This is a genomic window from Paractinoplanes maris (genome assembly GCF_023544465.1).
In the GTDB taxonomy this organism is placed as follows: domain Bacteria; phylum Actinomycetota; class Actinomycetes; order Mycobacteriales; family Micromonosporaceae; genus Actinoplanes; species Actinoplanes maris.
In genome coordinates this window covers 608135-632760 of record NZ_JALPVL010000002.1, presented here as the reverse complement: position 1 = coordinate 632760, position 24626 = coordinate 608135, and the positions used below count along the sequence as shown (strand labels likewise).

Below are 24626 nucleotides of genomic sequence, written 5' to 3'. Positions count from 1 at the left end.
GGCCGGGTCGGATACGCTGCGGCCGTGACCACGTCGCTGCGTACCGGCGCCGTGCTGATGACCGCCGTGCTCGCCGCGCTCACCCTGGCCTGCACCCGTGCGCCGGGGAGGGCGGAGGTTGTGAGCGGGCCGATCGACCTGCACGAGTGGATCGCGAAGCAGGTGGCGTCGATGTCGGCCACCGGCCCCTACCGCGACCCCGACCGGTCCGAACGGGAAAGTGGGCGCAAGGCGTTCGACGCCGTGGTGCGAGGTGATCTCGCCGTGGCCGAGAAGCTGTTCGGCGACCTCGGCTTCCGGATCACCCAGGGCACCGATCTCCGGACCGGCCGGGCGGTCCGGATCTATTGGGCCGACCCCGAAACCGGCTGGGGTGGCTTGCTGGTCGATCCCTCGGCCCCCGCTCGGTCGGTCGTCGAGGTGCCGCACCCGGCCTACGACCTCAACACCGAGAAGCTCGGGCTGAGCCTCTACCGCGCGTTGCCGGGCAGCCTGATGCTGATGGCCGGCGCCCAGCGGCAGGCGGCCGGGGGCGAGGCCGACGTCGCGCACAACGACCGGTCGATGTTCCAGGTGTTCGCGGTCGCGGCGGCCGGGCACGGCCTGCCCCAGCTGCAGCTGCACGGGTTCGCCGACCGGAGCCTGCCCGGGGCCGACGCGGTGGTGTCGACCGGTTCGGCCGCGCACAACGACCTCGCGGTGCGGATCGCCCGCGAGCTCGAGGCGGACGACCGCCAGGTCTGCCGAGCCTGGGTGTCGCGCTGCACCGGGCTGGAGGGCCGCACCAACGTGCAGGGCGCGGCGGCCGGCGACGCCGAGTTCATCCATCTGGAGCTCGGCTGGTCGCTGCGCCGCGACCTGAGCGACCGCGATCGGGTACGCGACGCCGTCGTGGCCGCCTGGGCCTAGATCCGCCGGGCCGTGCGCAGGCGGGTCGCCCAGTAGCCCGAGCCGTCCAGGATGGACTCGCCGTGCAGGTCGCCCATCGTCGGGCCGTTGGCCTGGCTGCGGCTCGAGATGAACCGGCGGTGGCCCTGGTCGTCGACGCCCAGATACATGCCGGAGTGCTCGATGTGCGTGTTCTGCACCGGACCGGCGTTGAAGAGCAGCAGGTCGCCGGGCATCAGCCGGTCGACGTCGGTCGCCCGCTTGCCCGTGTTGGGCATGAGCTGCACCCCGGGGCCGTTGGCGGCGATACCGATCGCCCGCCGGGGCAGGCCCGGGCCCTTGTCGTTGCCGCCGAGCAGCGGATATCCGCTGCGGTAGCCGTAGACCATGCGCAGGAAGCCGGAGCAGTCGAGGCTGAGCATGTGGGTGGCCGAGGGCTTCTCCCGGACGCCGTCGGCGAACTCCCACTTGGTGCCGAGGTAGTCGTAGAAGTCCGAGTTCTCGGCGCGGCCGTCGGGGTCGATGTCCGACAGCGGGCCGAACGAGGCGTCCCCGGAGACCTGGCGGCCGGTCTTGTCCTTCTTGGGCGTGGCGCCGTACGTGTATTCGAACGCGATGGCCAGGATGTCCGGCGACTTGTCGGTGAGCGCCTTGCCCAGCCAGGTGGCGAACCACGTCTCGTTGGCCGCGGCGGCGTACCACTGTTTCGGGGCCAGCCGGACGTACTCGGTGTTGACGATCTTGGCCGACGTGAACCGGGGCTCGGCGAACGTACGCTTCGGGCCCTGCAGGTGGGCGGTGCGCGTGCCGTCGGTCATGACCGCCACCAGCCGGCCCTGCCTCGTGAGGATCTCGGTGCGGTTGGGCGCGGGGCGGCGGCGGACGACGTACTGCGCCAGGGCCGGGGCGGCGGCGGCCTGAGCCGTACCGCCGATGCTGATCTCCCGCTGCTGGGCCGAGGCCAGCCGGGAGCCGCCGAAGACGACGACGCCGGCCCCGATCAGCAGGGCCACGCCGGCCGCGGCGAGGAACGTGGAGTTGCGGTTGACCTTGGGCACGAGCGGGCTCCGAGTGAACGTCAGGTCGCCGGGACGAAGCCCGCGACGATGCCGGTGACGGCGATGGCATAGGTCAGACCGGTCACCATGGTGGTGGCCAGGATCGTGGCCCGGGGCGGCTGGCGCACCAGCTGGTAGGCGATCAGGCCGGGCGCCACGAATCCGAGGGTCTGGTGGGCGAAGAGCAACGGCAGGTCGCGTTGCACGATGACGAAGAGCGTGAGCTGAAGGAACACGCTCAGCAGCACGATCGAGGCGAACAGCCGCTTGCCGTAGAGGATGACGAACCGTTGCATGACCCGGGTCAGCACATACGTCACGATGGTCATCACGAACATGACGCCGGCCTGCGGCGGGTCCTCGATCAGGGCGAGCGCGATCCAGCCCGGCGTGATCATGCCGCCCGGTGACAGGTTCGTGGTCAGGTAACACAGCAGCGCGAAGATCAACCCGATGCCGAGGCACGCGGTGGAGAGCTGAGCGCTGAGCTCGCCGTCCAGGGTCATCGTGGAGCACCTGTCTGTCGAGGGCCGGGGAATCCGGCCGGATGGGCGTCGTGGGTCTCGCCCGACGTCCACCCGGGCAGCACCGAGAGCTCGTGCAGGAGCACCTCACCCTGACCGTGGATGTTGCCGACGGCCACGACGGAACCCAGGTCGGGCACCGCCGCGAAGACCTCCTCGAGCAGGCGCTCGGGCGGCATCTTGCCGCCGAGGTCGACCACCCGGGACTTGAGCTGATCGGGAACCTGGGACGCGGCGCTGCGGGTCGGCTCGCCGATCAGGATGATCCGGTCCGGCTCGACCTGGCCGGTGAGCGTGCCCATCTGACCGTTGCGCTCGACCCGGTCGGGACGGCAGTTGATCAGCATGGCCAGCGGGCGCGCGATCAGGCTCTGCGACTCCAGCTGGCGGATGTTCATCAGCGTGGATTCGGGGTCGTTGGCCGCGAACACGTTGGCGAACGCGATCCGCTTGCTCCCCTCGCGCACCCGGGAGACCGAGAGCACCCCGGGGTCGGGCGGCGCGTCCCACATGCCCTGCAGCGCGCTCTGCCGGTCGACCCCCAGCAGTTCGGCGACGGCGAGGGCGATGGCCACGTTCTCCTTGAAGGTGATCCAGCCGAACCGGCTCATCTCGTGATCGGTGACCGACTCCGGATCCACCGCGATCAGGCGGCAGCGGCGCTTGTCGGCCTCCTCGCGCAGGATGTGCAGCCGGTCGCGTTCGGCCGTGACGCACACGCCACCGACCGGCATCGACTTGCTCAGCGAGCGGGCCACGTCGTCGAGGGTCGGTCCCATCTCGGCCAGGTGGTCTTCCCGGACGTTGCAGAGCACCCCGATGTCCGACTTGATGAGCTTGCTCTGGTTGATCTCCTGGAGGGCGGGCATGACCGCCATGCACTCGATGACCAGGGCGTCCGGGTGATAGACGGCGGCCCGGCGCACGATGCCGATCTGCTCCACCACATTGGCGATGCCGAACTTGCGGTGCACGGGCTCCTCGGTCGCGTCCGGGAAGATGAAGCGCGCCGCTGTGCCGGTCGTCTTGGCGATCACCTGCAGGTGGCCGCCGCGCAGCGCCCCGGCGCAGAGCCGGGTGATCGAGCTCTTGCCCCGGATGCCGTTGACCAGCACCCGGTGCGGGATCGTGGCCAGGTTCTTCTCGTGGTTGCGCTGCTCGATCACGCCCGCCACGAGCAGGCCGAGGAAGCACAGCGAGAAGACGGCGTACAGATACAACATGGTCGGCGGTCCTCCCCGTCAGCGCTCGCGCGGCACCCGGCGCGGCCGGGGCAGCACAGCGGTGAAATTGGTGGCGGACCCGCGGAGGCGCACGGCGCCCCCGAAGCGTGCCGACCCGGTGTGCCGGACCTGGCGGCAGATCTCCAGGCACATGGCGATGGCGCCGACGTCGTCGTGCCGCTGCGGGATGATCGGCTCGTCGAAGTCACCGGCACCGATGCGGTCGGCGGCCGAGGCCAGGCGGCGCAGCGGGCGGACGAAGATGAAGTACTGCCAGACCAGCGTCACGACCAGCACCGCGGTGACCGCGGCGGCCATCAGCACGGCCCAGCGGCGCTCGATCAGGCTGGGCAGCGGGAGCGTGTCGGCGTTGCGGTCGGTGACCACCACCCACTCGAGGTGGGCGGCCGTCGGGTGGTTGACCGCGGCCCCGGCGACCAGCGCGGGCCGGTTGTCCAGGCCGGTCGAGCGGGAGGCGGTCTCGCCCGGCAGCGCGGTCGCGGCCACGGTGCGCATGGTGACGTCGCGCAGCGGCTGGAACGCCCGGTAACCCTCGGAGTCGAGGATCGTGCGCAGGTCGGGGTCGGCCACCACGGCCCGCCCGTCGGCGCTGCGGACCAGCCCGAGCAGGTAGTCGATGTCGTACTCGGCGACGACCGCGCGCCCATCGGGGCGTACCTGATAGGCGTAGACGACCGGCAGGCGCTGGACGACCGGGTCGAGCAGCACGCCGCCCCGGCCGGGCAGCGGCTGACGCGAGCGCAGCGACGCGCGCCCGGCGGTGGCCGTGACCTCGCCGCCCGGCTCGACCAGATAGACGCCGCGGAGCCGGTGGTTGGCCGCCAGCGCCTCCTCGAGCGGGCCCTTGCCCGTGTCGGTGCCCGGGGCCAGCCTGGTGACGGTGCGCAGGCCGCTGTCGAGCGCGTTGCCGAGGGTGTTGCTGATCGCCTCGACCCGGCTCTCCTCGTCCCGGTTGAGCTGCGCCGGCAGGGCGGTGGCGGGCTGGATGACGGCGATCACGACGGCGAGCGCGGGCCCGGCCAGCGCGATGAGGGCGGCCACGGCGAGGCCCTGCACGACGGTCGGACGCCAGCGGCGCCCGTGGATGCGGTTGCCTGACACGACCGCGAGGGCCTGGGCGACCCGGTATGCCTCGTGGGTCCGCAGGATCCGCCGGGTGCGGGTCAGCGTGCCGCAGGCGTCCAGCTTGGCCTGGTGCAGCAGGTGCTGCAGCGGGTTGACCAGGAAGGCGCGCATCAGGGCGTAGGCCAGGAAGGCGGTCAGCGCCACCGCGATGCCGAGCACCAGGCCGTGGAAGAGCGACGTGCCGTCGGCCACCTCGGCCACGACCGTCGAGGCGACCACAAAACCCGTCTCGGCGATCGGAGCGGCCGACACGACCAGCGCGCGGTCCGTCCACTCCTTGACCCGGATCGTCTCGCTGCGGCTCGAGGACAGGCCTGGCAGGCCGCGCAGGACCTCGGGCCGATGGTCGGCCGGGATCGCGTCGACCCCCTGGGCCAGGTAGTCCTTGCCGTCCGGGGTGAGCACGTAGATGCCCTGCTGGGCGTCGGCGTTGAGACGCAGGCTGCGCATCAGCAACCGCTGGACGCCGACGAGCATCCGGTCCGGTCCGAGGGTCGTGACGCGGATGACGGCGGGGCCCTCGACGGTCATCACCGGGGTGTCACCCTCGGGCAGTGCGCCGTTCGGGATCAGGGTCAGCGGCACCGCCTCGGCGCTGGCCGCGATGGTCTTGCGGTTGCTGGGCTGCAGGATCGCGACGCCGGCCCAGGACGCCTGCTCGCCGGTGAGCCCGGCGATGGACGCCGCAGCGGGCGGGGCGCCCGCGCGCAGCGCGTTCGCGGTCTGGTCGAAGCTGTCGTCGGCCGCGGTCAGGCTCAGCGAGAGGCTGTGGGCCACCTTGCGCATCAGATCCTGCTGCGACTCACGGACCGCGGCCGGCACGTCGTCGCGGTCGAACACGGCGAAGCCGAGCACCGTGACCGCCGCGATCAGCATCGTGGTCCAGAGGTAGACCAGGGCCGGCGCGTGCGATCCGGCCGGGAAGCCGGACTCCGGGAGCTGTTGACCGAGTGCGCGCCATCGCCAGGCGATGAGCTGGTCAGTCGAGAGGACCTGAGTCTCCGGTCCGCTCGGTGACGCCACGCGGGTGTCGACCATGGCCAAAACAGCTGTTCCCATCTGAGGAGTGAGCGCCTGACAACGAGCCGGCGTCACTCCCCGTTACGCACGCCGGCATCCGCGTTTCGAGCCGGGACTATAACAATTCAGTTCGTCGGCGTGGTGATCTTTGGGTGTCATCCAAATGTGCTACAGGGCTTTTCGGACTTATCGCCGGACAGTCCCTCGTACGTGGAAGGTCGAGACGTCGCCGCCGCGATTGAGCAGATGACTCTGGATCCGCTCGACCGCGGCCTCGTAGATCTTCCGCCGACCGGCCGGCAGCGCCGGGCTGGCCAGCGCCAGCTCCAGATCCACGAGCCGGACACGGGGATTGAGGTCGATGAACGTGGGGATCGCCTCGATCGCCGCCACCCGCCACCGCCGCTCTCCGTCGGCCGGAGCGAACGTGACCCGCATCATGCTGCCCTCGCGGTTGCCGTTGACCGGCTGCGGATGCCGGGAGGCGAGGTCGCCCAGCCCATAGACGATCCACTTGTTGCCGATGCGCTCGACCGGCTGGACGACGTGGGCGCCGTGCCCGAAGACGATGTCGACGTTGCGCATCGTGGCGATGGCCCGGGCCAGGGTCTGCTGGTCGACGTCGGGCTCGTTCTCGCCCAGCGAGCCCCAGTCCACGCTGACCACGACGATGGCGGCGCCCTCGTCGCGGGCCTCCCGGGCCTCGGCCGAGATCCGGGCGACGGTCGGCCGGGCGATGGCCCACTCACGGCCGGGAGCCACCTTCTGACCGTTCAGCCCGAGGGTGTAGCTCAGGTGCGCGACTTTGACGCCGCCGGCGCTGTAGAGCCGGGGCCGACCGGCCTGCTCCTCGCTGCGATAGGTGCCGGAGTGACCGACCTTGGCCTTGTCGAGCGCGTCGAGCGTGCTGGTCAGGCCCTTGGTGCCCTGGTCGAAGGCGTGCGCGGCGGCGGTCGAGCAGCCGTCGAAGCCGGCCCCGGCGATCGCCTGGGCCAGCTCCGGCGAACCGAGGTAGGGCGCCCGGCCGGCGGCGAGCGGCGCGTCCAGGTGGCACAGGGCCAGGTCGGCCGACGACACGGCGGGGCGGGCGGCGTCGAGGACGGGACGGAAGTCGGCCACCTGGCCGCCGCCGTCGCGCCGGGCCTGATCGCCGAGCTCCGGCGTGGGCAGGATGCTGCCCGCGCCGAGAACGGTCACCGTCTTGCCACTGATCGCGACCGGCTCGGCCACCGGGCGTACGGCCGCCGCGGGGTCACCCGGGTCACCGACCTGCCACAAACCCATGGCGTGGGTCGCGACACCCACGGCCGTCACCACGACCACCAGCCCGAGGGCGGCCCGGGCCACCCGGCCCGGACCCTTCTCACTGCTCGACACGGCGGCAAGGATAGGCGACGAGGGTGACCGCCCGGCTCAGTCGATCTGGGGCAGAGCAGGGCCGAGGATGTCGTCGGCGTCGACGATCGTGTAGGCATATCCCTGTTCGGCCAGGAATCGCTGCCGGTGTGCGGCGTATTCGGTGTCGATCGTGTCGCGCGAGACGACCGTGTAGAAGTGCGCCTGCCGCCCGTCGCCCTTGGGCCGCAGCACCCGGCCCAGTCGCTGCGCCTCCTCCTGACGCGAGCCGAAGGTGCCGGAGACCTGGATGGCCACCGCCGCCTCGGGCAGGTCGATCGAGAAGTTGCCGACCTTCGAGAGGACCAGCGTCCGCAACTCACCCGAGCGGAACGCGTCGAACAGGCGCTCGCGCTCCTTGTTGGTGGTCGACCCCTGGATGATCGGGGCGTCGAGGTACTCCCCCAGCTGGTGCAGCTGATCGATGTAGGCGCCGATGACCAGGACCTGCTCGTCGGCGTGCTTCTCGACCAGGGCCCGGACGACCGGCAGTTTGGTGCGGGCCGTGGCGGCCACCCGGTAACGCTCCTCGGACTCGGTCACCGCGTACGCCATCCGCTCGGCATCAGTCAGGGTGACCCGCACCTCGACGCACTCGGCGGGGGCGATCCAGCCCTGGGCCTCGATGTCCTTCCACGGGGCGTCGTAACGCTTCGGCCCGATCAGCGAGAACACGTCGCCCTCGCGGCCGTCCTCGCGCACCAGCGTGGCGGTGAGACCGAGCCGGCGGCGGGCCTGCAGGTCGGCGGTGAACCGGAAGATCGGGGCCGGCAGCAGGTGGACCTCGTCATAGATGACCAGGCCCCAGTCGCGCGCACCGAACAGGTCGAGGTGGGTGAAGGCGCCGCCGCGGCGCGAGGTGAGGACCTGGTAGGTCGCGATGGTGACCGCCCGGATCTCCTTGCGCTCGCCGCTGTACTCCCCGATCTCCTCCTCGGTCAGCGAGGTGCGGGCGATCAGCTCACGCTTCCACTGACGGCCGGCCACCGTGTTGGTGACCAGGATCAGCGTCGTCGCCTTGGCCGTGGCCATGGCCGCCGCGCCGACCAGCGTCTTGCCGGCCCCGCAGGGCAGCACCACCACACCCGAGCCGCCCGCCCAGAAGCCGTCGACGGCCTCCTGCTGGTAGGACCGCAGCGTCCAGCCGTCCTCGGCCAGGTTGATCTCGTGGGCCTCGCCGTCGACGTAGCCGGCCAAGTCCTCGGCCGGCCAGCCGAGCTTGAGCAGCGCCTGCTTGAGGCGGCCGCGCTCGGACGGGTGGACCGCGATGGTCTCGTCATCGATCTTGGCGCCGAGCATGCCGGCCAGCTTCTTGGACTTCGCCACCTCGATCAGCACGATCTTGTCGAGGCCGCGCAGCACCAGGCCGTGCGAGGGGTCGTTGACCAGCTGCAACCGGCCGTAGCGATCCATCGTCTCGGCCACGTCGACCAGCAGCGCGTGCGGCACCGGGTAGCGCGAGTACTTGATCAGCGAGTCGACCACGCTCTCGGCGTCGTGCCCGGCGGCGCGCGCGTTCCACAGCCCGAGCGGGGTCAACCGATAGGTGTGCACATGCTCCGGTGACCGCTCCAGCTCGGCGAACGGTGCGATGGCCATCCGGCACGCCTTCGCGTCGGGGTGGTCCACCTCCAGCAACAGGGTCTTGTCGGACTGGACGATCAGTGGTCCGCCGCTCACGTGTGAACACCCTTCGAAGAGCTGAAACCGACCCTCCAGTGTGACACGGAGTTGGTGCAACCTTCCGGGCCCTGATCGCGTTGTTAGAGAGCGCGGGGGAGGCGGGTCGCACGCTACGGGGGTGTGCGACCCGCGCGCTCTCTTGTCAGTCCTCTCCGCCGGTTCAGTCCTCTCCGCCGGTTCAGTCCTCTCCGCCGGTTCAGTCCTCTTCGCCGGTTCAGTCCTCTTCGTCGGGGACGGCCGCGGTGATCCGGTGCAGGGCGAAGGTGTGCAAGGTCTCAGTGCGCTCGTCCTCGGCCCGCAGATAGCCGGCACTCAGCGACACCGGCCGCACGAGCCGCGACAGCGTGGCCCCGTGTGAATCGACATAACCCACCCAGACCCGCACCTTTTCCCGTACGGCTTGTTGCAGCACCGCCATCGCCTGCCCGTGCTGCTGCACGGAGGTCAGCCCGGGCACGCCCTGCCCGTTGGCCGCGCGCACGCTGACCGGGGCCCGGCGGGCCGCCCGGGTGGCGATGTCACCCCGGCGGATCTGCTCGACCACCCCGGCCAGGCGCGGACCGGCCAGCTGCGGAGGCCCGGCCTGATCGGCCAGACGCGAGGTCACCGACGTACGGGTGGGAGCGCGCCGCACCTTGGGCCGGGTGAGCACAGCGGCGCCCCCGGCATCCTCGGCCACCGGCGCGAAGCCCGCCTCCCGCAGTACGCCCAGCAGCCGCGCCACCTGCAGCGGGCTGACCAGCACGGTCGGCGCGATCTGGCGCAGGCCGAGCTGACCCAGCCGCTTGTCGGCCATCACCTCGGCCAGCAGCGCCTCGTCGTCGCTGCGCAGATAGGACCCGGCTGAGCCGGCGCGCAGCCCGCCGTGCTTCCGGGCGGCGTCGTCGATCATGTAGGTCAGCGTCTGCGGCACCGGGGTGCGCGACCGGCGGCGGAACAGCCCATGCAGATCGGCAGCGGTGTAGCCGACGTCGAACGCCCGCCGCACGCTGGCCGCGGTGACCCGGAACACGCTGGCGCCGCCGGCCGACTCCGGTTCGGCGATCACGTCGAGCTCGGCCGCCAGCTCGGGTTCCGGTGGGCCGGGCACCACCACGGAGAGGTCGGCCTGCACGAGCACGTGGTCGACCGGCGCGGGCAGCAGGGCGTCCAGCGTACGGACGACGTCGCCGGGCGGCTCGGTCGTGCCGGGGCGGACACCGAGCGGGTCGATGCCGGTGTCGTCGGCGTCCTCGAACAGCAGACGGCCGTACGAGGTGATCGCGCCGAGAGCGGTGATGCCGAGCCGGGCCGCGCCGGCCAGCGCGTCACGGTGGGCCGCCTCCCGGCCCCGCGAGCGCCGCGGTGTCTGCCAGGCGAGCAGGCCGAGCACCTCGTCGGCCTGCGGCGCCGTGCCCGGCTTGAGGTCGGCCAGCACGAGCAGACCCTCCCGGCGGGCCTGCGGGGCACCGGCCCGCTCGGCGTCGGGGGCGAGCGCGTTGACCGGCCGATCGCGGTCGTCCCGGGTGCCGACCAGGCCGGGCTGCCGGGTCATCGCGAGCCACGACCGGGCCAGCGTCACCCACCGCTGGGCCAAGCTGAGCGCGTGCCACAGATCGTAGGCGCCGGTGGGCAGGAAGATCTCGTCGACCGCGCCCGACGCCCGGCTCACGGTCACCGAGCGTGCGGTGCCGGCGGCGTCGGCCTCACCGAGCAGGCCGGCGGCGTGGGCCACCTCGAGCAGCAGCGCGGCCCCCGGCTCGTCGAGGCCGGCCGCCCGGGCCAGGCGCTTCAGATCCCGTACGCCGAGACCGCCGGCCCGCAGCACCGGGGCCGGCTCGGCGGCGAGCGCCTCGAGCAAGGCCTCCGTGCTGCGGACGGCCTCCATGACCTGCCCGGCGCCCGCCGAGTCGATCGATTTCGGGTCGCGGACGGTGCCCTCGGGAATCGGCGGGAAGGGCCGCAGCGCACCCAGCGGACCAGTGTCCCGGCGCAGCAGCAGGCCGACCTCGCGGGGCAGCTCGACCAGCTCACCGTCGGCCCGCGGGGCCCGGCCGGCCTCACTGATCGGCACCAGGACGTGATTGTCGACCAGCCACTGCACGGGCTCGGCGACCGACTCGCGGCGCAGGGCGCCGATCGGCGGGCCGGCCGCGAGCCGGTCGAGTACGGCCCGGGCCCCCGCGGGGGCGGCCAGCACCGTCCGGCGCAGCTTGGCCTTGTCGGAGCAGAGCGCGGCCGCCTGCGGGTCGAGGAAGTCGGCGGGCCGGCCCAGACCGGCCGGATAGGGCGAGGTGACCTCGTCGATCGCGGCGACCAGGTGGAGCGCCTCCTCGCCGCCGAAGAGCAGGAAGCGGACCCGGAGGCGGTCGATCGCGATGCGGACGTCGTCCCCAGCGACGTCCACGGCCAGCTCGAGGATCGCGTCGACCGAGGTCAGAGCGGTCTCGGGGGACCGGCTGAGCCGGGCCGCATCGAGGATGGCCAGGGTGAACTCGTCGAGGCCGTCGAGGCAGCGCGCGACCGAGCCGCGGGACTGCGCCCGCACGGCGAGGGCGGAGATGTCGGCCGGCACGGGCACGACTAGGTCAGGGCGCAGCTGAACGAGCGCGCTCAGCGCCTCGTCCGTCAGCGACCGCAGGTGATCGGCGAATGTGGTGGCCATCGTGTTCAACGCTAGCGACCGTGGGACGATATTGGAGTGCCCGGCTCGTCCGGGCCGGGGATCTTGTCGGGACACAGTTCGCAAGGACACTGAAGGGGACATCCGTGGCCGCGAAGAACACACTGCCGGGAACCGACGTCAAGGGCGGCGCCGCCGACCGCCAGACCCAGCCGCGCGGACCCGAGGAACACATGAACGTCTCCGAGATCCTCTCCGACCGGGCCGCGGCGCCGTCGCCCTTCGGTGACGACCAGACCTTCCCGCTGCCGGTCGAGGAGCTGCACTACATCCCGTCCACGCCCGCGTGAGCGATGCGGTCGGGTTCGACCTGGATATGACCCTGATCGACTCCCGGCCGGGCATCCGAGCCGCCTATCGTGCGCTGACCGCGAAAACGGGCGTCTTCGTCGACGCCGACCTGGCGGTCACCCGGCTCGGGCCGCCGCTGCGGACCGAGCTGGCCCACTGGTTCCCGGCCGATCAGGTCGAGGAGGCGGTGACCACCTATCGGGCTCTCTACCCCGACTACGCGATCACCCCGGCCGTGCCGCTGCCGGGCGCGGTCGAGGCGCTGGCGGCGGTGCGTGAGATGGGTCTCCGTGTCGTGGTCGTCACGTCGAAACTGGGCCGGTTGGCCGCCCTGCACCTCGAACACCTGGGCCTGGTCGCCGACGAACTGGCCGGTGACCTCTTCGCCGAGGGCAAGGCGACGGCGCTGATCGAGCACGGTGCCGGCTGGTATGTCGGAGATCACGTGGCGGACATGGTGGCCGCGCGGACAGCCGGCGTGCCGGGCATCGGCGTGGCCACCGGACCGTGCTCACCGGGCGAGCTGGAACAGGCCGGGGCGTCGTACGTGTTGAAGGATCTCACCGGGCTGCCGGCGCTGCTGCGGGAAATTGCAGTTGGGCCCGGAGCCCGCGGCTAAGTAGCCTTGCGGTGAGCGGTTGTTTCCATTGAGTGAAGTTGAGGTCAGCGGTGCCCACGGGTCGAGTGAAGTGGTACGACACGACGAAGGGATTCGGGTTCGTCACCAGCGATGAGGGCGGCGACGTGTTCCTGCCCAAGGGCGCGCTGCCGGCCGGGGTGACCGAGCTGAAGACGGGTCAGCGCGTCGAGTTCGGCGTGGTCGACAGCCGCAAGGGCGCGCAGGCGATGGGCCTCAAGCTGATCGACGCGCCGCCGTCGCTGGCCGAGTTGCGGCGTCGGCCGGCCGAGGAGCTGCACAGCATGGTCGAAGACATGATCAAGCTGCTGGAGTCGCAGGTGCAGCCGGGCCTGAGCCGCGGCCGCTACCCCGACAAGCGAGTCGGCCAGAAGATCGCGCAACTCGTCCACGCCGTCGCCAAGGAATTCGAGGTCTGACGGGTCCGACTGTGAGCCGTCACGCGTAGGCGTCGTCGATGAGGGGACAGACGATTTTTCGACGGCCGCCGGGTTTGCGGACGGCGGAAAATCGACTGTCCCCTCATCGACTTAAAAGGCGCCTACGCCCGCGGAGCGAAGCGGAGCCATCAGACTCGGCGTCAAGTTCGCCGCCGCTGCACGCTGCAACAGGGCGTCGGCGGCGGCGAAACCGTCTCGGCCCAGCTCCAGAGTGAACTCGTTGACATACAGCTCGATGTGCTGCCGGACGACCTCGGGCTCCATCTCCTGCGCGTTGGCCAGGATGAACTCGCGGCTCGCGTCCGGGTTGGCCCAGGCCATGCTCACCGAATTGCGGATCCACTCGGTCGCCTCGACCGGGTCGACCACACCCTTCCTGGCCAGGATCGCGCCCAGCGGGATGGGCAGGCCGGTGTCGGACTCCCACCACTCGCCCAGGTCGGCCAGCGACGTGAGCCCGAAGCGCTGGTAAGTGAACCGGGCCTCGTGGATGACCAGGCCGGCGTCGAACGTGCCGTCGGCGACACCGGGCATGATCTGGTGGAACGGCACGACCTCGATGCGGCCCGGGGCGCGGTCGGCCGACCAGAGGCGGAAAAGCAGATAGGCCGTCGTGCGGTCACCCGGCACGGCCACGGTCTTGCCGGCCAGGTCGAGGCCGGGCTCGCGGGCCAGCACCAGCGGACCGCAGCCCCGGCCGAGGGCGCCGCCGGTGGGCAGCAGCTCGTAGTCGTCGAGCAGCCAGGGCAGCGCCGCGTAGCTGACCTTCACCAGATCGAACTCGCCCCGCTCGGCGGCCGTGTTGGTCACGTCGACGTCGGCGAAGGTCAGATCGACCTCGGGAGCGCCGGGGATGAGCCCATGCACGAGAGCATGGAAGACGAACGTGTCGTTGGGGCACGGGGAGACCGCGAGTGAGAGCGCCACGGCGTCAACGCTAGAGGGTGCGCATGGTCAACAGGCATTGCCGCCGCTGTCTCTCATCCCACACGGTGAAGTTATCCACAGGCTGTCCACAACCGCCCAGAAGCTGTGGATAACGCGGCGAAGGCCTCCTTGAGCCGCCACGCCGACCGGTCTCGCGGGCCGATCGCGTTGGAGATGGTGCGCAGCTCGGCGAAGGGGAAGCCGGCGGCGGCCACGGCGACGCCGTAACCCTCCATGGCTTCGGCCACAGCCTGTGGATAACTCGCGGCCAGGCGGTCGGCGGTCGACTGGGTGCCGGTGACCGTGCTCAGGGTCACGACGTCGCCGACGATGGCGTGGGGAAGCTCGGTGGCGAGCGCCTTCAGGAGTGCGGGATCGGCTGGGACCACGCTGGTGCCGAAGCCGAGCTCCTCGACCGGGAGGAAGCCGTCGGGGGTCTCGGCGCCGAGGTCGGCGGCGATGCTGCGGGCGCCGAGCACGACGGCGCCGACTGGGGCCCGGCCGGGGAAGCCGCCGGCGATCCCGGCGGAGACGACGGCGCGGTATCGGCCGGTGGCCAGCAGGCGCGCGGTGCCGGCGGCGGCCGCGGCGGGCCCCACCCCGACCGGCTCGACCACGACATGAGCGGGGTCGGCACCGGCCCGCACGGCTTCCGCCTCAGCGGCCACCGCGGTGACAACGAGAAGGGGCAGGGTCATCGCTCACAGCCCCCGCTGATCAGTTGACGCACCCAACACAGAACCCACCCTCCCTGGGGGGAGCCCCCACCACCGGCAATGCTGACGGAAATTGTGGATCTCTGCTTCCGGGCGCGCTCTTCGCTGTGGACAACTCGGAAATGTGGACAACTGCCGGACCAGGCCGCGGGTCAGCGATCCTGGTCTTCGGAGGAGGTGGTGCCGTTGGTCGGGTGGTCGGCTGAGGACGGCCGATAGACGTGGAATCCAGGCGGCGCGAGCGCGGCGTCAGGCTTGGGCTGGTCGGCCGGGATGGGCGCCCGAGGGGACACGGGTGGCTGGCCCGCACGTGGTGGTGGCGGCTCGGCGGCGGCGCGTTTGTCCTTGCGGCGGCCGAACCAGCTCTTCTTGGGCTCGCCGGAATCAATGCGGGTGGGTGGGCCGTCACTCACTGGGCGGCTGTCACGGGCGGGGCTGCCGCCTGTGCCATCCTCGGCCGGGCGGGCAGGCTCGGAACGGCCGGTGCGCGTGGGCTGGGTCGGCGGCGGTGTGCTGCGGCGCGGTGGGGCGTTGTTGGAGCGCGTGCGCGTCGGGACAGTCGGGGCTTCCGGCCACGGGTCAGTCGGCTCCGCCGATGTCTCTGGGCTCGGACGAGACCACGGTGGGGCGGCCCGGTCGGTAGTCGTTGCAGCGCGGACCGGTCCGGACTCCCGGTTGGGGCCGGCCGCTGCCCTGGCTGGGGAGCCCGACGTGGGCCCGGGTGGGGAGCCCGACGTGGCTTCGGCTGGGGAGCCGGCGGTGAACCTGGGCGTGGAGTCGGAGGTGGGGTCGGTGGTGGTGGGGTCGTCTGCTCGGCCGCTGAGGCGTTCGTTGTTGAGGCGGGTGGCTACGTAGGCGGCTCGGGCGGCGGCCAGGACGGCCAGGACGGTGGCCAGAGCGATGCCCAGGCGGCCGGGGAGCGGGATGATGCCGATGCCGCCGCCGAGGACCCAGGCGATCATCAGGACCGTTTCGGAGTGGGCGAAGGCGCTGGCCCGCAGGCGTTCGGGGACGCGTTCCTGGATGCTGGCGTCGACGGCCAGCTTCGCGATGCCGCTGAAGATCGCGACGAGCAGGGCCAGCAGGGTGACGGTGGCCAGGCTGTAGAACAGCGTGGTGAGTACGCCGGCCGCGGCCACCACGGCCAGGCCGGTGGATTGCAGCGCCAGCGGGCGGCGGATGCGCAGTCTCGTGCCGACGGCGGTGGACACGAAGGTGCCGACGGCCAGCGCGCCGCCGATCAGGCCGACCGCGCCCCGGCGGCCGATGTCGTTGCCGAGGACTGTGGTGCTGAGCTGGTCGGCCATGATGACGAAGGCTAGGAAGAGCAGCATGAAGCCGTAGAGCAGGCGCAGGCTGGCGCTGCCGACCAGGGCCGCGACCACCAGCTTGCCGGAGAGCGGCCTGTCTTCCCCGCGGCCCAGGCGCAGCATCGCGCGCCACGGGCGCGGCACCGCCTCGGGCGGCTCGGAGTCGGCTCGCGGCGGAAGCCTGAGCGACACCACCATGCCGACGATGAAAATGATCATGGCCACGCGCAGGGGCCACTGCGGGCCGAACTTGAACGCGAGCAGGCCGATCGGCGCGACCACCGCGCCCGCGAAGGTGCCGTAGACGCTGGCCCGGGCGCCGACCTGGGACAGGCCGATGCCCTCGGGCAGCAGCCGGGGCACGGCGGCCGAGCGAGCCACCCCGTACGCCCGGGAAAGCGCCAGCACCCCGAAAGCCGCCGGATAGAGCCCCCAGCCGAAGAGGTGATCGGAGATCACATAGGCCAGGAAGGCCCGGCCCAGCATGGTGGCCGCCAGCGCATAGCGCCGGCCGTGCCGGAAATGGTCGAGCAGCGGGCCCACCACCGGCGCCAGCAGGGCGAACGGCACCATCGTGATGAGCAGGTAGAGCGCCACCTTGCTGCGCGCCTCGCCCAGTGGGACGTTGAAGAAGATGGTGCCGGCCAGCCCGATCGCGATCAGCGTGTCACCGGCGCAGGAGAGCGCGTGCAGGTCGAAGAGCCGGATCATGCCGGTCTCGTTGGCCGCCCCCTTGGCCCGCGCCGTGCCGACCCGGCGGGTCGCCCACGCTCCACCGCGCACCGAGCCCCGCACCAGCAGGCGGGCCGCCTTGATGCTGGTGCCGAGGGTGCGTCCGAGGGAGGGAAGCAACGGCATGGCTCCCATCCTGACTGATCCAGTCGAGCGCTGTCCTCTTCCGCGACGGCCGGATGTGGGGGAGTCGGTGCGGAACGCCCGTGGCGGTGGGGGACAATGAATATGTGACGACTCGGACCACGACGCGTGCTGCCCGCCTCGACCAGGTTTGTGCCGATGCGGTCGGGGTCGCGCGCGGCGCGATCACCGATGTGGATCCGGCTGACATCGGGGATCACCTCGAGGCGATCGCCGAGGGCGACCGCCTCGTGACCCACCTCTTCGAGAGCCACCTCGCGGGCTACCGCGGCTGGCGCTGGGCGGTCACGGTCACCCGCGTCCCGCGCAGCCGGCACGTCACCGTCTGCGAGACCGTGCTGCTGCCCGGTCCCGATGCGCTGCTCGCCCCGGGCTGGGTGCCGTGGAACGAGCGCCTGCAGCCCGGTGACCTCGGCGTGGGCGACCTCATGCCGACCGCGCCCGACGACGAGCGTCTCGCCCAGGGCTATGTGCTCAGCGACGACCCGGCGGTCGAGGAGGTCAGCTGGGAAATCGGCCTCGGCCGGGCCCGGGTGATGTCCCGCGAGGGCCGCATCGACGCCGCCCAGCGGTGGTATGACGGCGAGGCCGGACCCGAGGCGCCGATCTCGGTGGCGGCCCCGCGCAATGCCCGCTGCGGCACCTGTGGCTTCTATCTGTCGCTGGCCGGTTCACTGCGCGCGATGTTCGGCGTCTGCGGCAACCTCTATGCGCCCGACGACGGCCGCGCGGTGAGCGCCGACCACGGTTGTGGCGCTCACTCCGAGGCCATGCTCGGCACGGCTGAGCAGCCGGTCGAGGAGCTGCCGACGGTTTATGACGACAGCGAGGTCGAGTCGGTCGCGGTCAGCCGGGGCCACGGCTCGGTCGAGGAGAGCGAGCCGGCCGAGGATTACGGCCACAGCTGAGCCCCTGTCAGGACTGCGACGTCACCGTGAACTCGGGGTGCGTCAGCAGGCGGCGGCGTTTGCGGTGGCGGTCGTGCACGATCATCGTGATCAGGCCCGGGATGCCGGCCAGGAAACCCGCGACGCAGATCTGCAGCCAGCGATCGGGGCCGTCGGCCAGCAGCACGATCAGCGCGGCGACGGCGAAGGCGGCCAGCCCGCCGACGGCGAACGGGACCATGGGTGGGTCCAGCGGCTCGACCCGGGGCTTCGGTTCACTCACACCGACAGGATAGGTCCGTGGAGATCGCGGGTACGCCCCTGTGACAGGGCCGACATCCCTCGGTTTTGCGCAGGTCATCGAGGGCTGAGAACATTCCGGCGACCTATACCCCGTGAACCGGAGAGAGCCGCATGTCCACCGCAGCCGATACACGTACGTCGAAGAATGGTTTCGATCGGTTCTTTGAGATCTCGGCGCGGGGCTCGACCCTGGGCCGGGAGGTCCGCGGTGGCCTGGCCACCTTCTTCACGATGGCCTACATCGTGGTGCTCAACCCGCTGATCATCGGCAACGGGATGGACGCCGACGGCGCCCAGCTGCCGATCGCCGCGCTGGCCGCGGGCACCGCCCTGGTGGCCGGTGTGATGACGATCCTGATGGGCGTCGTGGCTCGCTTCCCGCTCGCCCTGGCGGCCGGGCTCGGTGTCAACGCCCTGGTGGCGTACGAGATCGCGCCGGAGATGACCTGGGCCGACGCCATGGGTCTGGTGGTCATCGAGGGTGTGCTCATCGCCATCCTGGTGCTCACCGGTCTGCGCGAGCTGGTCTTCCGGGCGGTGCCGACGCAGCTCAAGACGGCGATCGGGGTGGGCATCGGCCTGTTCCTGATGATCATCGGCTTGGTCGACGCCGGGTTTGTCAACCGGGTGCCGGACGCGGCCAACACGACGGTGCCGGTCGAGCTCGGTCTCGGCGGCAAGCTCGCCACGTGGCCGGCCGCGGTGTTCGTGATCGGCCTGCTCTTCACGCTGATCCTGTTCGTCCGCAAGGTGCGCGGGGCGATCCTCATCGGCATCCTGGGCACGACCGTGCTGGCGATCATCGTCGAGGCGATCGCGCACCCCAAGGGCTGGTCGCTGAACGTCCCCAAGCTGCCCGAAAAGATCGTGAGCACGCCCGACCTGTCGCTGATCGGTCACTTCAACGTGCTCGACTCGTGGTCGCGGGCCGGCTGGCTGGTCGTGCTGATGTTCATCTTCAGCCTGCTGATCACCGACTTCTTCGACACGATGGGGACGATGGTCGCGGTCGGCCAGGAGGGTGGGCTCCTCGACGAGCGGGGCATGCCGCCGCGTACGCGGGAGATCCTGCTCGTCGACTCGGTCGCGGCCGCCGCGGGTGGCGCGGCCAGCGTGTCGAGCAACACGGCGTACATCGAAAGCGCGGCCGGAGTCGGTGAGGGCGCCCGCACCGGTGCGGCCAACCTGGTCACCGGCGGTCTCTTCCTGCTCGCGATGTTCCTGACGCCGCTGGTCGCGGTGGTTCCGTTCGAGGCGGCGTCGACCGCGCTCGTGGTGGTCGGCTTCCTGATGCTGACGGCCATCCGGCAGATCGACTGGACCGACTACACCATCGCGGTGCCGGCCTTCCTTACCGTCACGCTGATGCCGTTCACCTATTCGATCTCCAACGGGATCGGCGCCGGCGTCATCTCGTACGTCGTCCTGAAGGTCGCCACCGGCCGGGCAAGGGAGATCCACCCCATCCTGTACGGCGTGGCTGTGCTTTTCGTCCTGTACTTCTTGCGGGGTCCGCTGGAGGCTTGGATCCTGTGACCGCGGTCATGACCTGTTCGAATGTCGTTAGCCATGCTCATTAGCTAAGCTAATAATCGTGATGGAGTGGCCCGTGGCGGAGCCAGGGACAGCGGACGAGCTGGCCAAGACACTGCGCGAGTCGATCATGCGGCTGAATCGGCGGGTCCGGCAGGCCCGTCCGGTCGGTGATCTCACCTTCAGTCAGTTGTCCGCGCTGACCAGCCTCCAGCTGGCCGGCGCGCTGACTCCGCGTGAGCTCGCCGATGTGGAACGCGTGCAGCCCCCGACGATGACCAAGATCGTCGGGAAGCTGGAGGATCGCGGCCTGGTGGCGCGGACCCCGCACCCGACCGACGGCCGGCAGGTCATCCTGTCGGCCACGGAGCTGGGGCAGGCAGTCCACGCCCAGTTCGAGAGGGCGCGCAACGAGTGGCTGGCCACCCAGCTGGTCGCGCTGGCACCCGAGGAACGGGAGACACTGGCCCGGGCCTCGGAGATCCTGCAGAAGATCTCCCGCGCCTGAGGGTTCGGCTACGCGGTGCTTCGTCACGTGACGATGACGCGTACGACCGAACAGGAGGCGCAGCCGCGTGCGGTCAGTGCTGAACACAACCTTCCACTCCCTGCGAGTTCGCAATTACCGGCTCTTCACCACCGGTCAGCTGGTGAAGCTGGTCGGCGTGTGGATGATGTTCACCGCGCAGGACTGGCTGGTGCTCGACCTGTCTGGCAACTCGCCGGCCGCGCTCGGGGCGGTGGCCTCGCTGCAGTTCGTCCCGGTGCTGCTGCTCACCCTCTATGCCGGCAAGCTCGCCGACCGCTTCGACAAGCGCCGCCTGCTGGTGGCGGCCAACTCCGCCTTCGCGATCACGGCGATCACCTTCGCGGTCCTGGTCGCCTCGGGTCACGTGCAGCTCTGGCACGTCTTCCTCTTCGCCGGCCTGCTCGGCATCGCCAACGCGGTCGAGACCCCGGTGCGGCAGTCGTTCGTCTCCGAGCTGGTCGAACTGCCGCTGCTGCCGAACGCGCTCGCCCTCTCGGCGGCCACCTTCAACGTCGCCCGGATCGGCGGACCGGCCCTGGCCGGCGTGGCGCTGGCGCTCTTCGACACCGGTCCGGTCTTCCTGATCGCGACGGTGCTGGCCATCGCACCGATCTTCAGCTACACCCGCATGCGCGCCGCCGAGTTGCGGCCGGCCGAACGGCAGGCCAAGAAGGACGCCCGCATCATGGACGGCCTCCGGTATGTCGGCCGGCGCTCCGACCTGGTGCTGCCGATCGCCCTGATGTTCGTGGTCGGCATGATCGGCTTCAACTTCCCGGTCACCCTGGCTGCGCTGGCGAAGATCGACTTCAACGCCGGCCCCTCCACTTTCGGGTTGCTCACCACCGCGCTGGCGGTCGGGGCGCTCGGCGGGGCCCTGGCCGGCAGCGCACGCCGGGCCCGGCCCGGCGCCTACGTGGTGATCGGGGCCGCGCTCGCGTTCAGCGTGCTCGAGTTCGTGGTCGGCTTCGCGCCGACCTTCGTGGTGGCGATGCTGTTGCTGGTGCCGACCGGATTCTTCTCGATCTATCTGGCTCAGGCGGCCAACCACCGCGTGCAGATGGGCGTCGACCCCGAGTTCCGGGGCCGGGTGATGGCGCTCTACGTGCTGGTCTTCCTGGGCACGACCCCGATCGGGGCATCGCTGGCCGGCTGGTGGGGCGAGCGGTTCGGGGTGCCGTCGAGCATCTCCGGCGCCGGGGTGATCTGCTTCGTCGCCTCGGTGGCCGCCCTCGTGTGGCAGCTGCGGGCCAGCGGGGAACGGCTCTCGCTCTCCCTGCGGCCACGGCCCCGGCTGCGCCTCGTCGCGCCGCCCGCGGCCGAGACGGAAGCCGTGGAGGTGCCGATGACCAAGATCCGCGAAGCGGCCTGACGGGTATTTGGCAGATAAAGAGTATTCCGGATCAGGGACGTTTCGAATTAGCGTCATGGCGTGGCCCTCGCGCACATGGTTGTGCTCTCGGCGGCGCTCGTGCTCCCTTTGACCGTGCCCTACGCGGTGGCGGTCGCTCTGCGGCGTGACGAGTTCCGGCGCAGACGTTCGTGCGCCGATCGGCCCGGCCAGGCCGGCGCCCTGATCCGCCTGGACGAGAAGCTCCGCGACACCGATCCGGCCGTCCTGCCGGCTCGCCTCGGGCCCGCGCCGATCGAGTGGCTGGCGCGTGACCTGCGCCGTCTCGACCGCCAGCGCCGGGGCGGGGTGACGCTCGAGTCGGTGCGCTGGCAGGCGGCGGTCATGCGCGCCTACGACGAGCGGCTCTGCCTGGCCTGCGAGTGTCTGGGCGTCACCGAGAATCTGCGTCCGCTCGACGGTCTCGACCGCGAGATCGAGAGGGTACGGGTCGAGGGCGCCCTCGAGGCCGCCGGCCTGCAGTTGCGCTGACCATGCGGTGCCGCCGCTAGTCGGGCTGAGTGCGCCGCGCGGTCATCGAGGCCGCCAGTGTGAGCGCGATCAGGGCTCCCGCCGTGCTCGGCAGGCCGAATTCGCTCTGCACGGCATAGGAAGACACCGAGGTCGCGAGCACGCCGGCGGTATAGGCGAAGGCGACCGGCAACGCCACTCGAGCGAGTCGATCCGGTAGCACCGCCGCGATGACCAAAGCGGTGATCAGGATCAGGTCGGGCACCAGGAAGAGGTTGTCCGCGCGCCACGAGTCATGCACAAAGAGGAAGACGAGTGTGGTCAGGCTGAGAATGGCCGCCGCGAGCCGGCCCCACCGGAGGAGTCGCATGTCTACACCGTAGACAAGCCGGCCACCGATGTCTACGGCGTAGACTTCCCCGCTGTGCCGATGAGTCCCGCTTCGATCACCCAGGCCACGCTTGCTCTCGGGGACCGCGAGGGGGCCCAGGCGATGTCCATGCGCCGGATCGCGACCGAGCTCGGCTGCGACCCGATGGCGATCTACCGGCACTTTCCCAACCGGGAGGCCCTGCTCGACGCGGTGGCTGACGCGGTGGTCGAGGAGGTCGCGGTGCCGGGCGGTGATCAGCCGTGGGACGAGCGGATCCGAGGCGTGCTCACCGGCATGCGTACGGTGGCTCTCCGGCATCCCGGCATTGCCGGCCATGTCGCCTCGCGGCCGCCCCTGGGCCCGCGCGGTCGCCGGGTGGCCGGGGTGTTGTCCGGGGCGCTGGCCGAGGCCGGGTTGCCGCCGGCCGATGTGGTCCGCGCGTTCCAGGCGTTGATGGCCTATGCGGCGGCCGGTCTGCGGATGGCGGTCGACGCGGGGGAGCGGGACGCGCGCTGGCAGCAGGTGAGCGGGATGCTGGACGGGCCCGGTGATCAGCTGCCGGTGGTCGGCTCGGCCGAGCAGTTCGACTACGGCCTGCGGCTCCTGCTCAACGGCATCCGCCTGGAGGGCGAGCGCGCGGCGCAGGCAGGCCGGGTTCAGAGCGGCCAGGAAGCCACTTCGTCGTAGCGGCCCTCGGCGCTGCTCACCAGGGCGAAGGACGTCACCGGCCACGGTTCGCCCTGGTAGCCGGCCAGGGCCCGCCGGATGGCGCCGTCTGATTTGTAGGAGACGGTGAGGTGGGGGCGGAACGGGCGGTCGTCGCTGGGGAAGCCGCCCAGGGTCAGGGCTTCGCGGACGTCCTCGCGCAGCTCGGACAGCTGGGTCACGTCACCGTCCACCCCGGCCCAGGCCGCGGTGCCGAACTGGCCGCCGCCGCTGAGGCGCAGCTGGAACGGGCCGGGTGACGGCACGTCGGCCAGGAGCGGCATCACCGCCGAGGTCGGGACCTCGCCCAGGAAGACCAGGGTGAGGTGCCATTTCTCGATCGGCGTCAGCCGTGAATCGGCCGGTAGGGCACCGCGCAGCGCCTCGAGGTGAGGCGCCGGCGGGAAGACGCCGACAAAGAGTCGCGTCAGGACGACTCGCGGGCCGCAGGACCGCCGCCGAACAAGACGTCGTCCCAGCTGGGGAGTCGCTTGCGGGGCTTGGCCTCGTCGGTCTCGCTCGGCTGCTGACCACCCTGACCCACCGTGCGCCGGGGGCGCAGGACGGCCAGCGAGGGCACGGCCGGCACCTCCTTGGGCAGGTCGGCATCCTCGTCGAAGGCCGAACCCGAGCCACCGCCGAGCAGGGCGGCGGCGCCACCGGCGACCGGGCGGCGAGGCGTCTCGGACGGGCCGGCGTCGAGGCTGCGACCACCGGACGGGCTGAGTGGACGATCGAGTGAGGCCAGCAGCGCGTCACGGCCGGCCCGGATCGGGTCGCGGGTCGGACGCTGCTGCGTCTCGGCGGGGGCGGGCAGGCCGCGGCTGCCGCGCGCCGGCTCGGCCGGGCGGGCCGGACCGGGCAGGCCGTGGCCACCGCGCTCGGTCATGGCGCGCTCGGGAGCGGGCTCCTGACCCAGGATCTGGGTGGGCCGCTCGGCGCACAGGTATTGCGCCATGTCGTCGTGCGGCGAGACGACCTGGCGTCCCTTGTCGAGATCCCAGATCGCCTGGGCCGTCGCCTTGCCGGACGGCCAGGTGGCGACGATGCGCCAGGTGCCGTCCTCGCGGCGGAACGCGTCCCACGAGATCTTTTCGGTGTCGATGCCGTGCTGGGACAGGCGGCTGTCGACCACCTCGGCCAGGGCGGCGCCGGAGTCGGAGGTCTTGAGCCGGGTGCGGCGGGCGTGCTGGGCCAGCATGGCCCGCTCCTGCAGCACCGGGCCCGCATAACGCAACACCCGGTCGACCGGGACGCCGGCGATGCGGGCGACGTCTTCGGCGGACTCGCCGGACCGGATGCGGGACTGGATGTCGCGCGGGGAGAGCGACGGCGGGGCGTCGGGTGACATCACGGCGACCATGGACCCGGGGGACACCGGGTGCCCGTCATGGGCGATGGCGCCGGAGACCCGGTCGTCGATGGGGAGAGCCAGGAGCCGGCCGACCTCGTCGGCGAGCACCATGGCCTGACCGTCCTCGGAAAGGGCGACGAAGCGTACCGGCCGCATGCGTTGCCTCCGTCCCGTCGCGTTGGCCTGCGCTCGGCGAGAGTGAGCCACCCGGGCGCGTTTCGGAATACGGTACGCGCCTTGGTCACCTAATGGTGGCATGCCACGCCGTCAAAGTCGCTGAGCTGC

At 71.3% G+C, this 24626-nt stretch carries 24 protein-coding genes; 10 read left to right on the top strand and 14 right to left on the bottom strand.

Features of this window, described 5'->3' with window-relative positions; translation table 11 throughout:
- The first annotated feature begins 24 nt into the window (after positions 1-24).
- Positions 25-909: a hypothetical protein gene (locus NAG42_RS07845; protein ID WP_250029132.1), complete on the top strand. Its 885-nt coding sequence runs from the start codon at positions 25-27 to the stop codon at positions 907-909.
- Here the strand turns inward: NAG42_RS07845 and NAG42_RS07840 are convergent.
- From NAG42_RS07840 to NAG42_RS07810, 7 genes are all read right to left on the bottom strand, one after another.
- Positions 906-1946, bottom strand: coding sequence for an NlpC/P60 family protein (locus tag NAG42_RS07840; protein WP_250029130.1), 1041 nt, complete (start codon positions 1944-1946; stop codon positions 906-908). The two genes, NAG42_RS07845 and NAG42_RS07840, sit on opposite strands and share 4 nt — an antisense overlap.
- Positions 1947-1966: 20 nt before the next feature.
- Entirely contained in the window at positions 1967-2452 is a 486-nt protein-coding gene (locus NAG42_RS07835; protein ID WP_250029129.1) for a poly-gamma-glutamate biosynthesis protein PgsC/CapC, read from the bottom strand.
- Positions 2449-3693, bottom strand: a complete 1245-nt coding sequence (gene pgsB, locus NAG42_RS07830; RefSeq protein WP_250029127.1) for a poly-gamma-glutamate synthase PgsB — start codon at positions 3691-3693, stop codon at positions 2449-2451. The genes NAG42_RS07835 and pgsB overlap by 4 nt, the downstream gene beginning before the upstream one ends.
- A gap of 18 nt (positions 3694-3711) precedes the next feature.
- Positions 3712-5898, bottom strand: coding sequence for a HAMP domain-containing protein (locus NAG42_RS07825; RefSeq protein ID WP_250029125.1), 2187 nt, complete (start codon positions 5896-5898; stop codon positions 3712-3714).
- Positions 5899-6045: 147 nt separating this feature from the next.
- Positions 6046-7236, bottom strand: a complete 1191-nt coding sequence (locus NAG42_RS07820; protein ID WP_250029123.1) for a CapA family protein — start codon at positions 7234-7236, stop codon at positions 6046-6048.
- A 36-nt stretch (positions 7237-7272) separates the two neighbouring features.
- Entirely contained in the window at positions 7273-8934 is a 1662-nt protein-coding gene (locus tag NAG42_RS07815; RefSeq protein WP_250029122.1) for a DNA repair helicase XPB, read from the bottom strand.
- Positions 8935-9151: 217 nt separating this feature from the next.
- Complete coding sequence (locus NAG42_RS07810) at positions 9152-11581, bottom strand: helicase-associated domain-containing protein (RefSeq protein WP_250029121.1); 2430 nt, start codon at positions 11579-11581, stop codon at positions 9152-9154.
- A gap of 104 nt (positions 11582-11685) precedes the next feature.
- Between NAG42_RS07810 and NAG42_RS07805 the strand changes: the two genes are divergently transcribed.
- From NAG42_RS07805 to NAG42_RS07795, 3 genes are read left to right on the top strand one after another with little or no spacing between them, the layout of a single operon-like run.
- A complete protein-coding gene (locus NAG42_RS07805; RefSeq protein WP_250029120.1) occupies positions 11686-11889 on the top strand; it encodes a hypothetical protein in 204 nt (67 codons plus the stop codon).
- On the top strand, positions 11886-12509 hold the full coding sequence (locus tag NAG42_RS07800; RefSeq protein ID WP_308201125.1) for an HAD family hydrolase: 624 nt from the start codon (positions 11886-11888) through the stop codon (positions 12507-12509). The genes NAG42_RS07805 and NAG42_RS07800 overlap by 4 nt, the downstream gene beginning before the upstream one ends.
- Positions 12510-12559: 50 nt before the next feature.
- Complete coding sequence (locus NAG42_RS07795) at positions 12560-12946, top strand: cold-shock protein (protein ID WP_250029119.1); 387 nt, start codon at positions 12560-12562, stop codon at positions 12944-12946.
- A gap of 111 nt (positions 12947-13057) precedes the next feature.
- On the opposite strand, the gene NAG42_RS07790 is transcribed toward NAG42_RS07795, so the two are convergent.
- From NAG42_RS07790 to NAG42_RS07780, 3 genes are all read right to left on the bottom strand, one after another.
- On the bottom strand, positions 13058-13894 hold the full coding sequence (locus tag NAG42_RS07790; RefSeq protein WP_250029118.1) for a 1,4-dihydroxy-6-naphtoate synthase: 837 nt from the start codon (positions 13892-13894) through the stop codon (positions 13058-13060).
- 71 nt (positions 13895-13965) lie between these two features.
- Positions 13966-14592: a futalosine hydrolase gene (locus NAG42_RS07785; protein WP_250029117.1), complete on the bottom strand. Its 627-nt coding sequence runs from the start codon at positions 14590-14592 to the stop codon at positions 13966-13968.
- A 170-nt stretch (positions 14593-14762) separates the two neighbouring features.
- Positions 14763-16778 carry an MFS transporter gene (locus tag NAG42_RS07780; protein ID WP_308201124.1) on the bottom strand — a complete coding sequence of 672 codons (2016 nt, stop codon included), beginning with the start codon at positions 16776-16778 and terminating at the stop codon, positions 14763-14765.
- A gap of 53 nt (positions 16779-16831) precedes the next feature.
- Between NAG42_RS07780 and NAG42_RS07775 the strand changes: the two genes are divergently transcribed.
- Complete coding sequence (locus NAG42_RS07775; protein WP_284044952.1) at positions 16832-17704, top strand: DUF3027 domain-containing protein; 873 nt, start codon at positions 16832-16834, stop codon at positions 17702-17704.
- Positions 17705-17711: 7 nt separating this feature from the next.
- On the opposite strand, the gene NAG42_RS07770 is transcribed toward NAG42_RS07775, so the two are convergent.
- Complete coding sequence (locus NAG42_RS07770; protein ID WP_250029340.1) at positions 17712-17924, bottom strand: DUF2530 domain-containing protein; 213 nt, start codon at positions 17922-17924, stop codon at positions 17712-17714.
- A gap of 173 nt (positions 17925-18097) precedes the next feature.
- Here NAG42_RS07770 and NAG42_RS07765 point away from each other — a divergent pair, with 173 nt between their 5' ends.
- The 4 genes from NAG42_RS07765 to NAG42_RS07750 all read left to right on the top strand — a co-directional run bounded on the left by NAG42_RS07765 (position 18098) and on the right by NAG42_RS07750 (position 21930).
- On the top strand, positions 18098-19522 hold the full coding sequence (locus NAG42_RS07765) for an NCS2 family permease (protein ID WP_250029115.1): 1425 nt from the start codon (positions 18098-18100) through the stop codon (positions 19520-19522).
- Positions 19523-19583: 61 nt separating this feature from the next.
- The gene (locus NAG42_RS07760) at positions 19584-20027 is read left to right on the top strand and encodes a MarR family winged helix-turn-helix transcriptional regulator (RefSeq protein ID WP_250029339.1); all 444 of its coding nucleotides are present in this window, start codon (positions 19584-19586) and stop codon (positions 20025-20027) included.
- A gap of 67 nt (positions 20028-20094) precedes the next feature.
- A complete protein-coding gene (locus tag NAG42_RS07755; RefSeq protein ID WP_250029113.1) occupies positions 20095-21420 on the top strand; it encodes an MFS transporter in 1326 nt (441 codons plus the stop codon).
- 60 nt (positions 21421-21480) lie between these two features.
- On the top strand, positions 21481-21930 hold the full coding sequence (locus NAG42_RS07750; RefSeq protein WP_250029112.1) for a hypothetical protein: 450 nt from the start codon (positions 21481-21483) through the stop codon (positions 21928-21930).
- Between the two features lie 16 nt (positions 21931-21946).
- On the opposite strand, the gene NAG42_RS07745 is transcribed toward NAG42_RS07750, so the two are convergent.
- Positions 21947-22279 (bottom strand): hypothetical protein, encoded by a 333-nt coding sequence (locus NAG42_RS07745; protein WP_250029111.1) that lies wholly within the window; start codon positions 22277-22279, stop codon positions 21947-21949.
- Between the two features lie 60 nt (positions 22280-22339).
- Between NAG42_RS07745 and NAG42_RS07740 the strand changes: the two genes are divergently transcribed.
- Positions 22340-22969, top strand: coding sequence for a TetR/AcrR family transcriptional regulator (locus tag NAG42_RS07740; RefSeq protein ID WP_250029338.1), 630 nt, complete (start codon positions 22340-22342; stop codon positions 22967-22969).
- On the opposite strand, the gene thpR is transcribed toward NAG42_RS07740, so the two are convergent.
- Entirely contained in the window at positions 22939-23418 is a 480-nt protein-coding gene (gene thpR, locus NAG42_RS07735; protein WP_284045075.1) for an RNA 2',3'-cyclic phosphodiesterase, read from the bottom strand. The two genes, NAG42_RS07740 and thpR, sit on opposite strands and share 31 nt — an antisense overlap.
- Positions 23415-24497, bottom strand: coding sequence for a septation protein SepH (sepH, locus tag NAG42_RS07730; RefSeq protein ID WP_250029110.1), 1083 nt, complete (start codon positions 24495-24497; stop codon positions 23415-23417). Before sepH ends, thpR begins: the two co-directional genes overlap by 4 nt.
- Between the last annotated feature and the right edge of the window lie 129 nt (positions 24498-24626).

Excerpts from the sequence above, each read along its gene's own strand:
- NAG42_RS07785 (WP_250029117.1), bottom strand. The coding sequence starts at position 14,592 with ATGACCCTGCCCCTTCTCGTTGTCACCGCGGTGGCCGCTGAGGCGGAA.
- NAG42_RS07760 (WP_250029339.1), top strand. The coding sequence starts at position 19,584 with ATGGAGTGGCCCGTGGCGGAGCCAGGGACAGCGGACGAGCTGGCCAAG.
- pgsB (WP_250029127.1), bottom strand. The coding sequence starts at position 3,693 with ATGTTGTATCTGTACGCCGTCTTCTCGCTGTGCTTCCTCGGCCTGCTC.
- NAG42_RS07810 (WP_250029121.1), bottom strand. The coding sequence starts at position 11,581 with ATGGCCACCACATTCGCCGATCACCTGCGGTCGCTGACGGACGAGGCG.
- NAG42_RS07775 (WP_284044952.1), top strand. The coding sequence starts at position 16,832 with ATGTGGGGGAGTCGGTGCGGAACGCCCGTGGCGGTGGGGGACAATGAA.
- NAG42_RS07740 (WP_250029338.1), top strand. The coding sequence starts at position 22,340 with ATGAGTCCCGCTTCGATCACCCAGGCCACGCTTGCTCTCGGGGACCGC.
- NAG42_RS07770 (WP_250029340.1), bottom strand. The coding sequence starts at position 17,924 with ATGGTCCCGTTCGCCGTCGGCGGGCTGGCCGCCTTCGCCGTCGCCGCG.
- NAG42_RS07825 (WP_250029125.1), bottom strand. The coding sequence starts at position 5,898 with ATGGGAACAGCTGTTTTGGCCATGGTCGACACCCGCGTGGCGTCACCG.
- NAG42_RS07765 (WP_250029115.1), top strand. The coding sequence starts at position 18,098 with ATGTCCACCGCAGCCGATACACGTACGTCGAAGAATGGTTTCGATCGG.
- NAG42_RS07835 (WP_250029129.1), bottom strand. The coding sequence starts at position 2,452 with ATGACCCTGGACGGCGAGCTCAGCGCTCAGCTCTCCACCGCGTGCCTC.
- NAG42_RS07780 (WP_308201124.1), bottom strand. The coding sequence starts at position 16,778 with ATGCCGTTGCTTCCCTCCCTCGGACGCACCCTCGGCACCAGCATCAAG.
- NAG42_RS07745 (WP_250029111.1), bottom strand. The coding sequence starts at position 22,279 with ATGCGACTCCTCCGGTGGGGCCGGCTCGCGGCGGCCATTCTCAGCCTG.
- sepH (WP_250029110.1), bottom strand. The coding sequence starts at position 24,497 with ATGCGGCCGGTACGCTTCGTCGCCCTTTCCGAGGACGGTCAGGCCATG.